Origin of the sequence: Tardiphaga alba (genome assembly GCF_018279705.1) — a bacterium.
Lineage (GTDB): Bacteria > Pseudomonadota > Alphaproteobacteria > Rhizobiales > Xanthobacteraceae > Tardiphaga > Tardiphaga alba.
The window spans coordinates 2,911,913-2,924,339 of the sequence record NZ_CP036498.1 but is presented as its reverse complement, the minus strand read 5'-3'; the positions used below and the strand labels follow the sequence as shown (position 1 = coordinate 2,924,339).

Genomic DNA, 12,427 nt, shown 5'->3' with positions numbered 1-12,427 from the left:
CCCCAACGCCGCCGTCACCTCATGCGGTCGCGGCTTCGCTCTGCGCCAGCAGCGTGCGGGTGGCGCGCTGGGCGTCGGCATATTCGCCGGCGAGTTGCTCCACCACCTCCGCCACGCTTTGCACGGCAGTGACGCCCGAGACGGTGTGCCCGGCGCTCCACAGGTCGACCCAGCGCTTGGGGCCACGCATGTCGCCGGCATAGCTGCTGAACATTTCGCGCGCCCGTTCGGGCGAGACCGGCGCGGCAAGCTCCTGCGGATCGAGACCGCAGGCGATGATGGAGGGCCGCAGGAAATTGGCGTCGATACCGCTGATGCCACGCGTCAGCGCCACATCGTCGATGCCGCTATTGACCAGCATCGCCTTGTAGCCGTCGGATGACGCGCACTCTTCTGCGCCGATAAAGCGCGTGCCCATCAGGCCGAGATCGCAGCCAAGAGTTTGCGCGGCCCACAGCGCCTGCCCGTCGGAGACGCCGCCCGCCAGGAACAGCGGCCCGTCATAGAACGCACGAATGGCGCGGACGAAGGCCAGCCCGTTGGCCCAGCCGGTCTGCCCGCCCGCACCTGCCGTCAGCAAGGCCAGGCCATCCACGCCCTGCTTCAGCGCCTTCTCCGCATGGCGCACCGATGCGACATCGGCGATCACGAAACAGCCGATCTCCTGCAGCGGCCGTACATATTTTTCCGGCGCGCCGGTGCTGACCAGCACGATCTCGACCTTGTGCATGGTCAGGATTTTCAGATCCTCCTGCAGCTTGTCCGGGTCCGAGCGTGCGAGGATGTTGGCGCAGTATGGCGCGTCGTAGCGGCCGGCCGCGGCGATGCCGTCCTTGATCTCGTGGAGCCAGCGATCGAGTTGATCCGGTGTGCGCGCGTTGACGGTGGGAAACGAACCGATCACGCCGCTGCTGCAGCTCGCCGCCACCAGCGCCGGCACGGAGATGCGGAGCATCGGCGCCACCATCACGGGCAGCCGCAGGCGGGCACGAAGCTGGTTGAATTTCTCTGACATCAGCACTTCCGACTTTCTTGTTGATCTTGTCATTGCGATCGACGCGCGCGGCGCAGCCGTGACCGCATCCTAATACGCGCGGCGCATGAGCGAAGCGAAATTCGCCCCACAGCGAATGTCCACGTCGCGGAATGGCACCCGCGCTGCGATGTCAATCTTGCACGCGCCCGCGAAAGCCACGAATATCCCCGCCAATCAAAAACGCCTTTCGGGGAGCTTTCACGCCCATGCAGTTCGATGACGTCATTCTCGGCCGCCGGAGCATCCGCGGTTACAAGCCTGATCCGGTGCCGCAGAAGCTGATCGAGGAAATCATCAATCTGGCGATGCGCGCGCCGTCGTCGATGAATACGCAGCCATGGAATTTCTACGTCATCACCGGCGAGCCCCTGAACAAGATCCGCGCCGGCAATACCGAGCGCATGGTCGCCGGCATTCCGCAGTCGCGCGAATTCCGCACCGGGCAGCCATTTGCAGGCGCGCATCGCGACCGTCAGGTCGGTGTTGCCAAGCAGCTGTTCGCAGCGATGGGGATCGCGCGCGACGACAAGGAGATGCGGCAGGACTGGGTGCTGCGCGGCTTCCGCCAGTTCGATGCGCCGGTTTGCATCATCGTGACTTATGACCGCGTGCTGGACGGCAGCGACGATACGCCGTTCGATTGCGGCGCCGTGGCCACCGCCCTCGTCAATGCCGCCTGGTCGCGCGGGCTCGGCGCCGTCATCAACAGCCAGGGCATCATGCAGTCGCCGGTGGTGCGCGAGCATGCGGGGATCGCCGACGACCAGATCATCATGAAGAGCATCGCGCTCGGCTGGCCCGATGACACATTCCCTGCCAATGCCGTGGTGTCCGAGCGCAAATCGGTGGCGGAAGCGACGCGGTTCGTCGGCTTCACATAATGTGGCGAAAGCGGACAGCGCGTGTTGCGAGGCAAACACGATCAACAGGGATGCCGTCCGGCATCGCTCTGCTTCTCTTGACACCCCGCTACCATCATCCTTAACGTGCAGCCGACGGTCCCCCGCAAGGGATTAAAAGGGAATGTGGTGCGAGGCGCGTTGCGACGGGCCTCAATGCCATAGCTGCCCCCGCAACTGTAAGCGGAAAGCCTCTCATCAGATGCCACTGGGAAACTCGGTCCCGGGAAGGCGATGCGGAGGCGACGACCCGCGAGCCAGGAGACCTGCCGTCAATCGTGGTCACACGCGAAGATGTCGGTCGGGGAGTACAGACATATGTTCATCGGAGACTCCCAGAGTCTCACGTGAACCTCGTTCGCTGTGACGTGCCACTGACGTCACCACCGAGGTTTCACTCATGTCGTCCGCCTTCCGTCCATCGCCCACTCACGGGCGCTTCCTGCTCAGCTCCTGCATCCTTGCGCTGTCGCTCGGTGCTGGCGCCGCGCAGGCCCAGCAAATCGCCTCGCCGAACCTTCTGCCTCCCGTCGAGATCGTCACGCCCCGGCCGAATGCCGCAACGGCGCAGCCGGCGCAGACCCGCACCCGGCGCGCCGCCCGCCGGCCTGCGCCCCCTGCGGAGACCGTCACGGCCGCACCAAACCCCTTCCCGCCCGTGGTGATCAGCCCGACCGGCATCGCGACCTCCGTCGATCGCGTCGCAAGCTCGGTCAGCGTCGTCACGCAGAAGGACATCGAGACCCAGCAATATCGCGCGGTGCCCGATGTGCTCGCCACCATTCCGGGCCTCAATGTGGTGCAGACCGGCGGCCCCGGCGGCCAGACCTCGGTGTTCATGCGCGGCACCAATTCCAACCACACCAAGGTGCTGATCGACGGCATCGATGTCGGCGATCCCTCGACGCCGAACGGCGCGTTCGACTATGCGAACCTGCTGACAGCGAATGTTCAGCAAATCGAAGTGCTGCGCGGCCCGCAAAGTGGCCTCTATGGCTCCGATGCGATCGGCGGCGTGATCTCCGTCATCACCCGCAAGGGCGAAGGCCCGGCCCGCGTCTCCGGCACATTCGAGGCCGGCTCGTTCAACACCTTCAACCAGAATATCGGTCTCAGCGGCTCGAAGGACAATGTGAACTACGCCTTCAGTGTCGCTCATCTTCATGCCGGCGATGTCCCCGTCACGCCGCAGCAGTCGCTGCCACCTGGTCAGCGGGCGATCGGCAACAATTACGACAACAAGACCATTTCCAGCAAAGTCGGCGTCGATCTGAACGAGAACCTGACCATCAATTCGGTGCTGCGCTACACCGATGCGCTGCTCTATTTCACCGGCGACGACTTCAACTTCCCGAGCGCACCCAATCCCACCCAGAGCTCGCACGCCGTGCAGCAATTCGCCACCCGCGAGGAAGCCGTGTGGACGGCGCTGGATGGTCGCATCCGCAGCTATTTCGGCGTCAACTATTCGAACAACAACCGGTTTGACCGTTCGCCCACATCGGCAACGCCGAGCAGCAGCACCGGCGACCGGCTGAAATTCGACTGGCACACGGTGGCGGAGATCACACGCGGCAACAACATCGTCGTCGGCGCGGAACAGCAGACGGACCGGCTGAGCAGCGCGGAATTTGTTGCACAGACCGGCAACAAGGCCGGCTTCGTCGAACTGCAATCGCAGCTCGCCGATCGCATCTTCGTGGTCGCCAATGTGCGCGAAGACTCTCATGACCAGTTCGGCAATCACACCACCTGGCGCGTGGCCCCCGCCGTGATCGTGCCGGTGACCGAGACCAAGCTGAAAGCGAGCTATGGCACCGGCTTCAAGGCGCCGAGCTTGAGCCAGCTGTTAGAGAAGACGCTTTTCTCGACGGGCAATCCCAATCTCAAGCCCGAAGAAAGCACCGGTTATGATGTCGGCTTCGAACAGCCCTTCTTCAACGATCAGGTCCGCTTCGGCGCGACCTATTTCCGCAATGACATCACCAACCTGATCAATTCCAACACCAGCTTCACTTCCTATGTGAATGTCGATCTCGCGACGACCGAAGGCACCGAGAGTTTTGTGACAGCGCGTATCACCGAGCGCTTCGGCATTCGCGCCGATTACACCTATACGCGAGCGGTGAACGCGCTCACTGGTGCGACATTGCTGCGGCGGCCGAAGGAGAAGTGGAGTGCCACGGCGACCTGGCTGCCGATCGACGCATTGACGTTGTCGGCGACGGTGCTGCATCTCGGCACCTGGCGGGACATCGACCGCAGCACCTTCGTCAATCTGGATGCGCCCGGCTTCACGCTGGTCAATCTGCGCGGGGACTATGCGTTGAACGATCAGGTCAAGCTGTTCGCCCGCGTCGATAACCTGTTCGACGTCCGCTACCAGAACCCGACGGGCTTCCTTGCCCCCGGTCTCGGCGTGTTCGGCGGCGTCCGCCTCGCCAGCTACGGCGTGCAATAACATGAGCGGCGCAGCGGGACATGCGGTCGTGGCGGAGGATATGCCGGCCCGCCTGCTCGCTGCGCATCTCGCCGATGGCGAGACAGGCTGGAGCATGGGGAGCTTCGGCGCGATCGGCGAATTCACGCGCGACACGGATGAGCCGGCAATTTCGGCCATCGACGACACAACCGCGAGCATCGTGACGCCACGCGGCGGGGTGCGGTTGATCGCGCACGATGATCAGAGACTGATCGCATCGGAATCGCTCACGCGGGACAGCTGGAGCCAGCGCGTCGCGCTCTGCCTGCCGCAGGACCGTTGCGCGATGAACGAGCGCCGCGTCCTCACCGAAATAGGCCCCGATGGCGATGCCTTGCGCAAGACCGATCGCGACGGCGTGCTGTTCGATCTCGGGCTCGGCTGTCTGCAGGTGGATGTCTGCGTACGCATCACGGGCGCCGATACCGTGGCAGCGCTCCGGCGTGCTGTCGGCACAGCGGTGTTTGTGCCGGACAGCGCTGCCCTTCCCATCCTGATGGCCGCCAATCCTCATCGGGTGTTTCTCACCCGACTGGGGCGGCTCGAAGTGTTCCAGTCGATTCCGCCGCCCACCGGACGCAGCCCGGACGGACCGCATACGCATATCCTCCCGAAGCTGCTCGCAGCCGGGCGCACACACGCCGCCACCGAACCACTGCCGGGCGGCTGGGTGCCCTGCGCGCATTTCTACCCCGCTCATCCGCAACGCGATCAACTCGGCCGACCGCATGCCTTCGAGCCAACCAGTCATGACGCGTTTCAAGCTCTCCTCACGCAATTCGGCGTGCCTGACCTGGTCGCTTTGAAGCACAAGGTGCTTGGCAAGATTGCAGCCAATGCGCCGGCATCGTCGGAAGCCGACCTTGGCGGCCGTCACGGTCGCGCAACCTTGCGTATTGCGCTCAGGCAGCTCCTGGCTGCCGGTGAGACAGCACCAGCGTTACAGGAATGGCTGGACGCCTTCGATCACCGCGGGACCGACGATTCCGTCGATCCCATGGAGCAACTGCACCGGGACTCAGAACAGCCCTAGCAAAGGAGAATTGACCATGACGCAGCAGCCGAGACTGACGCCGACTGCCCCGCAATATGCACCACTATTCACCTTTGGCTTGCTCACCGCGGCGTCGGCGCTTGCCAGCTTTGCCTTTGCTTGTGCAACGCCGTTTTCGGCATTCGCGGTGATCGCCGCCGCGATCCTGCCGCTGCGTTCTGCATTTCTGGTCGTCACCGGCGCCTGGCTGGTGAACCAGATCATCGGCTACAGCGCATTGCATTACCCGATCAATGCCAATTCGCTGTCGTGGGGCATCGTCCTGGGCCTCGCGTCCCTCGCAGCAACCGCCGCCGCCAAAAACGTGCTGAATGCTTCCGCGCGGTTGACGACGCCCGTCGCATTGGCCATCGCGCTTGCCGTGGCTTACACAGTCTATGAAATCACGCTCTTCGCGTTCACCCCGGCGCTCGGCGGAACCGAAGGTTTTGCGATGGACATCGTCGCCCGCATCGGTGCGCTCAGCGCGCTGTGGCTCGCGGGGATGGTCGCCGCTTGCGAGATCTTCCGGCTGCTGGCCTCCGCGGGGCAGCAGCGCACGCCCTGACGATCCCGCGGCTGCGTCAGCGCTGCGCCAGCAGGCGCTGCACGACGTCCGCGAGGATATGGATGCCGCGTTCGATCCGAACTCTATCGAGCGCGGCATAGCCCATGATCAGCGTCACACGATCGGGCCGTGCCGATGTCGCATAGAGCTCCGACACCGCGTGAATGCCGATGCCGGCATGCCGGGCCGCATCGATCAGGTCGGAGGTCATTCTGCGCGGCAGGTCGGTAAAGCGCACGACCACATGCAGGCCGGCATCGGCGCCCGCAATGACGACGCGATCGCCGAATTTGAGGCGCAACGCCGCGAGCAAGGTCTCGCGCCGCTCGCGATGCAGGCGGCGCATCTTGCGGATATGGCTTTCATAGAGCCCGCTCTCGATCACCGACGCCAGCGCCGCCTGCTCCAGCACCGCGGAATGCCGATCCGACAATTGCTTGGCCATCGCAAACGACGCCTGCAATTCATGCGGAACGACGAGATAGCCGATGCGCAATGTCGGCGACAGCGTCTTTGACACCGTGCCGAGATAGATCACATTGCCATGGGCATCGAGCGTATGCAGCGGCGGCACCGGCGCGATGTCGTAGCGGAATTCGCTGTCGTAGTCGTCCTCGACGATGTAGGCGCGCGTCCTGCCGGCCCATGCCAGCAACTGGCGCCGCCGCGCCACGGCCATCACGCTGCCGAGCGGAAACTGATGCGACGGCGTGACATAAACGAGGCGCGCCGCGACGTCCGCCAGCGCATCCACCATCAGCCCGTCATCATCGACCTTGATCGGCACCGGCGAAGCGCCCGTACTCGCAAAGATATGGCGCGCCATGGCATAGCCGGGCTCCTCGACGACGAACCGGTCCGCGGGATCGAGCAACAGCCGCGCGCACAGGTCGAGCCCCTGTTGCGAGCCGTTGACGATAACGATCTGGTCGAGGTCGCAGCGCAGTCCGCGGGCACGCCACAGATAGCCTTGCAAGGCCGTGCGCAGCCGCGTCGCACCGCGCGGATCGTCATAGCCGAGCCGGTCCGCACGCTGCGCCATCGCCGCATTGATCGCGCGGCGCCAGGCGGCCGCGGGAAAATCCGATGGCGCCAGATCGCCGTAGCGGAAATCCGCGATCAGCGGACGGGGATCGGCGACCATGACGGGCGGGACGCCGCGCAGCCGTTTGCCGTAATCGGAGAGCAGCGCCGTCCTGCGCGGCCGTGGCGCGCGCTCGGATGCGGGACGCCGCAGCGAGCCCCGCGCCACATGGGGGCGGGCGCCCTGCCTGACCTCGATGAACCCCTCGGCCAGCAACTGGTCATAAGCGACGGTGACCGTGGTCCGCGACACGCCCAGTTCGAGCGCGAGACTGCGCGACGACGGCAGCGGTCCATCGACGCCGAACACGCCGTCTGCGATCTGGTCACGCAGCGTCTCGTAGATCTGCCGCGCACCGAGACCGGGCGCTCTGATACCGGTTTTCACACCCGCCAACTGGACCACCTCGATTGCCACCAACTGGTTATTCTAATGGTCCAGCCAAAACTGTAAACCGCATCGTCCCATCCGGGGATCGACGGATCGCGTCGGCCCGTGATGGTGGAGGACAGATGCCATGACGACAATCGACCGGGCTCCGGAATGGCGGACCACGGAATGGTTCAACACCCCCTCGCCGCTTTCTCTCGCGGACCTGCGCGGCAAGATCGTGATGCTGACTGCGTTTCAGATGCTATGCCCCGGCTGCGTCGCCGAAGGCCTGCCGCAGGCGCAGCGCGTGGCCGCCACCTTTAAATCCTCCGACGTCGCCGTGATCGGCCTGCACAGCGTATTCGAGCATCACGATGCGATGGGACCGGCTGCGCTGCGCGCGTTCCTGCACGAATACAAGATCCGCTTCCCGGTCGGCGTGGATGCGCCGGATGGCCCCGGCCTGCCGCACACCATGCGCGACTATGGTTTTCAGGGCACGCCGACCACACTGCTGTTCGACCGCGAAGGCCAACTGCGCCGGCATGTGTTCGGCCATATCGCCGATCTGCAGCTCGGCGCCGAGCTGATGGCGCTGATCTGCGAGCAGCCGGTGGCTCCGGCCGGGATCAGCGCGGAGACATCGGGCGTGTGCACGATCGACGGATGCAGGTGACCGCATGGACATGACGACCGGCGCACAAGGCCTCACGGCGGACGACATCGTCCGCTTCGGGCCCGATCCGGAATCCGTCTTCCGCACCAATCTGGCGGCCGTCGAAAGCCGCATCGCCCATGCCTGCGCCCGCGCAGGACGCGAACGTGCGTCGGTGCGGCTGCTGCCGATCACCAAGACCGTCCCCGCCCATGTTCTCCGGCTCGCTTATCATGCGGGCATCCATGATTTCGGCGAGAACAAGATTCAGGAAGCCATCGGCAAGAGGGAGATCCTGCATGATCTGCCGATCGCCTGGAGCATCGTCGGGCACTTGCAGACCAACAAGGTGAAATACCTGACCCGGTTCGCGCGGGAATTCCATGCCCTCGACAGCATGCGCCTCGCCGAACTCTTGAATTCAAGGCTTGAACGCGAGGACCGTACGCTCGATGTCTATGTTCAGGTGAACACCTCCGGCGAGGAGAGCAAATTCGGCCTGCATCCCGACGCCTTGCCGTCCTTCGTCGATTGCCTCGATCAGTTTCCCCGCCTGCGGCCGCGCGGTCTAATGACACTGGCGCTGTTCAGCGACGACATGACCCGCGTGCGCCCCTGCTTCGCGCTGCTGCGCCGCCTGCGCGATCAGGTGGCCAAGCGCAATCCGGCGCTGGTGGAACTGTCGATGGGCATGACCGGCGATTTCGAAGCGGCCATTGAAGAAGGCGCCGATGTGGTCCGCGTCGGCCAGGCGATCTTCGGCAAGCGGCCGACGCCGGATGGCCATTACTGGCCTGATTTTCCCAAAGCCTGATACCGAACGAGATTCACTGATGACTGCCATCAAAGGTCAACGCACCACCGTCGCGATCCGGCATGTCGCATTCGAAACGCTCGGCACATTCGAAGCGGAGCTCGCGCACGCGGGCTACACGCTGACCTATGCCGATGTCACCCATGGCGATCTCGATCGCCTGAATGCGCTGGATCCGGACTTGCTGATCGTGCTCGGTGGCCCCATCGGCGTCTATGAGACCGATACCTATCCATTCCTGATCACCGAACGCGCGCTGATCGAGACGCGGCTGCGCGCCGGGTTGCCGATCCTCGGCATCTGTCTCGGCGCGCAACTGATCGCAGCGGCGCTCGACGCCAAAGTGGCCCCCACCGGCATGAAGGAAATCGGCTTTGCGCCGATCCTCCTCACCGAGGCCGGCAGCGACAGTCCCTTGCGCCATCTCGCCGATGTCGCGGTCCTGCACTGGCACGGCGATGCCTTCGAGCTTCCGGTCGGCGCGGCACTACTCGCGACGACAAGCGTCAGCCATCAGGCTTTCGCCATCGGTCCCAACGTGCTCGGACTGCAATTCCATCCGGAAGCGGACACGACACAAGGTCTCGAATCCTGGCTGATCGGCCATGCCTGCGAACTCGCCGCGGCCGGCATCGATCCACGCGACATTCGCGCCGATGCCCGCCGCCACGGCGAGCCCCTCGCGCAAGCCGGCCGTGCCATGTTCGCGGAGTGGTTGACAGCACTCGCCTTTCCCGCGCATCCAGCCACCTAACAAAGATCCGGGGGGCTGCAGGTTGCTATACCTTGTTTGGGCATTGCCCGCGCTGGCCGTCATCGGCGCCATCGCGAGCGGGCTGGCCGGCACACTCCCCGCCTCGCTGATCGGCCTCGCCACCGCGCTGGTCGTCGCATTGGCCACCGCGCCCCAGCTGTTCTCCATCGGTGACGCCGGCACGGCCTTGTTGCGCGGCGCGTGGATCGGCTGGATCGTCGTTCCCTATATTCTGGGCGGCCTCCTGTTCTGGCAGATGGCGATCCGCACCGGCGGCGCGGCGATGCCCGTGGAAACGCTGCTGCCCGATGCGCGGGCGCGGCGTCGCCTGCTATTCACCGCCTGCTATCTGATCGGGCCGTTCGCGGAATCCGCCACGGGTTTTGGCATCGGCATCATGGGCACGATGGTGCTGATCCGCCGCCTTGGCCTGAAGCCGATCGAGCTGCTTGCGTTCTCGCTCATCAGCCAGACCATGATCCTGTGGGGCGCCATGGGTAGCGGCGCGGTGGTCGGCGCCGCCTTTGCACGAACCGATCCGACATCGCTCGCGCTACGCGCCAGCCTGATCTATCTCACCTTCAATATCCTGTGGCTGCCGATCTATTGGCACATGGCGGAGCGGGCCGGAATCGGCGCGGACTGGCGCGAGCGCATTAGCGAAGCCGTCTGGGTGATCGGCAGCCTCGGCCTCGCCATCGTCGCCACCGCCTTTCTCGGACCGGAGCCGGCCATGCTGGCGGCGCTCGGCCCCGCGATCGTGCTGCGCTACCTGATCGACGAGCGGCCCGACCGTACGGCCCTCGCCGCCGCCGCTTGGCGCATGTTGCCCTTTACATTGCTGATCGGCTGGCTGGCCATGACGCGCCTCGTTCCGCCCCTCAACCAGATCCTGCAATCGTCCTGGAGCATCAGCCCGTTCGCGGGTGCGCCGACATGGGCGCCCCTCTTCCATGCCGGCACATGGCTCGTGATCGCAGCCGTGCTGACGGCGCTGCTACGCGGTCACCAACGCAGCTTTCCCGGCGAGATGGCCGCCGCCTGGAAGACCGGCAAGCTCGCGGTTCTCACCGTGGTCGTATTCTCGATGATGGCGGAACTGCTGTCGCGCTCGGGCATCGCCAGCGGCCTCGCCCGCGGCATGTACGACACGTTCGGCGTCTGGTCGGTCACCGTGACGCCGATGATCTCGGCGGTGTTCGGCGCCCTCGCCAATAGCGGCAATGCGGCCAATGGCCTGTTCATGCCGTCGCAGCTCAGCCTCGCCACCGAAGCCGGCCTCGACGTGGCCGCGGTCGTCGCGCTGCAGCATGCAGCCGCGCTATCGCTCAACATGGTCTCGCCGGTGCGGATGTCGATCGTTTGCAACATGGCGGGAACGCCCGGCCACGAACGCGAGGCCTATCGCGCCATGCTGCCTTTCGTGGTGGTTATCGTGCTGGTGTTGCTCACGATATCCGTCCTGATCGCCACGCGGCTGATCTGACCTTCGAGAACGGCTGCAAATATTTTCATTCCGTCATGGAACGAACGCGCCCCGGTAAGCTTGAGAGCGATCGCAGGAGGCTCCAATGCAGCGCCCCGACCATTCCAGCATCGTCGCCTTTGTCGCTTTCGCCGCCGCCGCCACCATGTGGATCGGCGTCATGGCGGCGCAGCCCAAACCTGAAGGGCTGCTGGCCTCCACCATCATCATGACCAAGGACATCGCGCTGGCACAGCAGCCAGCCCTGATCCTGGCTGACCTGTCTCGCTGACATCGCGATCCCCGTCACTTCACGACGACGGTTCCGACCATGCCGGCTTCGCGATGGCCGGGGATGAGGCAGGCATATTCGAACTCGCCGGCCTTGCTGAACTTCCAGACGATCTCGCCGGTCTTTTTCGGATCGAGCATTTTTGCGTTCGGATCGTTGTGCTGCATGGCGCCGGACTTCATTTCTTCCGCATGCGCCAGGTTTTCCTTGGTCGTCGCCAGCACGAATTCATGCTCGATGGCGCCGACATTGCGCAGCACGAATTTCACCTGCTCGCCCTTCCGCACCTCGACCTTGCTCGGCACGAACAGCATCCGCCCATCGACTTCGTTCATTGCCACATTCACCGTTCGCGACGGACGCTTGGGATCGCCGGGCTCACCGGCGCCGAAGGCTACGGTGCTGTCGTGATGTCCGTGATGGCCATGCCTGGCATCCGCGAAAGCGGGCAGCGTCGTCGAGACGGCCATGACGGCAGCGATAGCTGCGCTTAGAACTACTTTCGTCATCGGTTACTATCCGCAGGTCCAGATCGGCCCGATGGGCGTGCGCGTGTAGCAGGGTCCGAAACTGCCGCCGTTATACTGGCCGCGATAGAAGCCGGGATGACCGGGATAGCGCCATTCGTCGCTCCACCAGTTGTAATATTGCGGCGTCTTGTCGATGTACCAATGGCGGCGATCGCGCTTGGCCATGCGCAGGTCCGCACGCTTCTGCATGAAGAGCGGCACGGCATTGTTCAGCGGCTGCCGATATCCCGGCAGGAAGCCATAGCCCTGCCAGCCTTTCTTCGGCTTCTGCTTCTTGCCCGACGCCGCCATGGCATCGGCAGAGAACAAAGACATGGCGACGACGAGTGACAGGCAAATCAGGCGTGACATGCCGGAATCATAGCCTCCCTCCCGCCGGATGGCCATTCACATCCATGCGCGAGACGGCCGCCATCACCACCTCTGGGTAGCAAGCCGTCGGC

Annotated in this window: 13 protein-coding genes and 1 riboswitch; of the genes, 9 read left to right on the top strand and 4 right to left on the bottom strand. The window is 64.5% G+C overall.

The window, feature by feature from the left end; translation table 11 throughout:
- Window positions 1-19: 19 nt before the first annotated feature.
- A complete protein-coding gene (locus tag RPMA_RS13925) occupies window positions 20-1,015 on the bottom strand; it encodes an NAD(P)H-dependent flavin oxidoreductase (protein WP_211913346.1) in 996 nt (331 codons plus the stop codon).
- Window positions 1,016-1,242: 227 nt separating this feature from the next.
- Between RPMA_RS13925 and RPMA_RS13920 the strand changes: the two genes are divergently transcribed.
- The 4 genes from RPMA_RS13920 (at window position 1,243) to RPMA_RS13905 (ending at window position 6,018) form a co-directional block, all read left to right on the top strand.
- Window positions 1,243-1,917 carry a nitroreductase gene (locus RPMA_RS13920; protein WP_211913345.1) on the top strand — a complete coding sequence of 225 codons (675 nt, stop codon included), beginning with the start codon at window positions 1,243-1,245 and terminating at the stop codon, window positions 1,915-1,917.
- 98 nt (window positions 1,918-2,015) lie between these two features.
- A riboswitch (cobalamin riboswitch) is annotated at window positions 2,016-2,223 on the top strand.
- Window positions 2,224-2,335: 112 nt separating this feature from the next.
- Window positions 2,336-4,396, top strand: coding sequence for a TonB-dependent receptor plug domain-containing protein (locus RPMA_RS13915; protein WP_211913344.1), 2,061 nt, complete (start codon window positions 2,336-2,338; stop codon window positions 4,394-4,396).
- 1 nt (window position 4,397) lies between these two features.
- On the top strand, window positions 4,398-5,450 hold the full coding sequence (locus RPMA_RS13910) for a DUF6925 family protein (RefSeq protein ID WP_249225673.1): 1,053 nt from the start codon (window positions 4,398-4,400) through the stop codon (window positions 5,448-5,450).
- 16 nt (window positions 5,451-5,466) lie between these two features.
- Complete coding sequence (locus tag RPMA_RS13905) at window positions 5,467-6,018, top strand: hypothetical protein (protein WP_211913343.1); 552 nt, start codon at window positions 5,467-5,469, stop codon at window positions 6,016-6,018.
- A 16-nt stretch (window positions 6,019-6,034) separates the two neighbouring features.
- Here RPMA_RS13905 and pdxR read toward each other — a convergent pair whose 3' ends face one another.
- Window positions 6,035-7,519: a MocR-like pyridoxine biosynthesis transcription factor PdxR gene (gene pdxR, locus RPMA_RS13900; protein ID WP_249225672.1), complete on the bottom strand. Its 1,485-nt coding sequence runs from the start codon at window positions 7,517-7,519 to the stop codon at window positions 6,035-6,037.
- A 100-nt stretch (window positions 7,520-7,619) separates the two neighbouring features.
- Between pdxR and RPMA_RS13895 the strand changes: the two genes are divergently transcribed.
- From RPMA_RS13895 to RPMA_RS13875, 5 genes are all read left to right on the top strand, one after another.
- Window positions 7,620-8,150 (top strand): TlpA disulfide reductase family protein, encoded by a 531-nt coding sequence (locus RPMA_RS13895; RefSeq protein ID WP_211913342.1) that lies wholly within the window; start codon window positions 7,620-7,622, stop codon window positions 8,148-8,150.
- 10 nt (window positions 8,151-8,160) lie between these two features.
- On the top strand, window positions 8,161-8,943 hold the full coding sequence (locus RPMA_RS13890; protein WP_408056551.1) for a YggS family pyridoxal phosphate-dependent enzyme: 783 nt from the start codon (window positions 8,161-8,163) through the stop codon (window positions 8,941-8,943).
- Between the two features lie 19 nt (window positions 8,944-8,962).
- Complete coding sequence (locus RPMA_RS13885) at window positions 8,963-9,697, top strand: glutamine amidotransferase (RefSeq protein WP_211913340.1); 735 nt, start codon at window positions 8,963-8,965, stop codon at window positions 9,695-9,697.
- Window positions 9,698-9,719: 22 nt separating this feature from the next.
- Window positions 9,720-11,183 carry an L-lactate permease gene (locus RPMA_RS13880; RefSeq protein WP_211913339.1) on the top strand — a complete coding sequence of 488 codons (1,464 nt, stop codon included), beginning with the start codon at window positions 9,720-9,722 and terminating at the stop codon, window positions 11,181-11,183.
- An 85-nt stretch (window positions 11,184-11,268) separates the two neighbouring features.
- Window positions 11,269-11,454 (top strand): hypothetical protein, encoded by a 186-nt coding sequence (locus RPMA_RS13875; protein WP_211913338.1) that lies wholly within the window; start codon window positions 11,269-11,271, stop codon window positions 11,452-11,454.
- 14 nt (window positions 11,455-11,468) lie between these two features.
- Here RPMA_RS13875 and RPMA_RS13870 read toward each other — a convergent pair whose 3' ends face one another.
- On the bottom strand, window positions 11,469-11,963 hold the full coding sequence (locus tag RPMA_RS13870; RefSeq protein WP_211913337.1) for a cupredoxin domain-containing protein: 495 nt from the start codon (window positions 11,961-11,963) through the stop codon (window positions 11,469-11,471).
- Between the two features lie 6 nt (window positions 11,964-11,969).
- Window positions 11,970-12,335, bottom strand: coding sequence for a hypothetical protein (locus RPMA_RS13865; RefSeq protein WP_211913336.1), 366 nt, complete (start codon window positions 12,333-12,335; stop codon window positions 11,970-11,972).
- Window positions 12,336-12,427 lie beyond the last annotated feature (92 nt).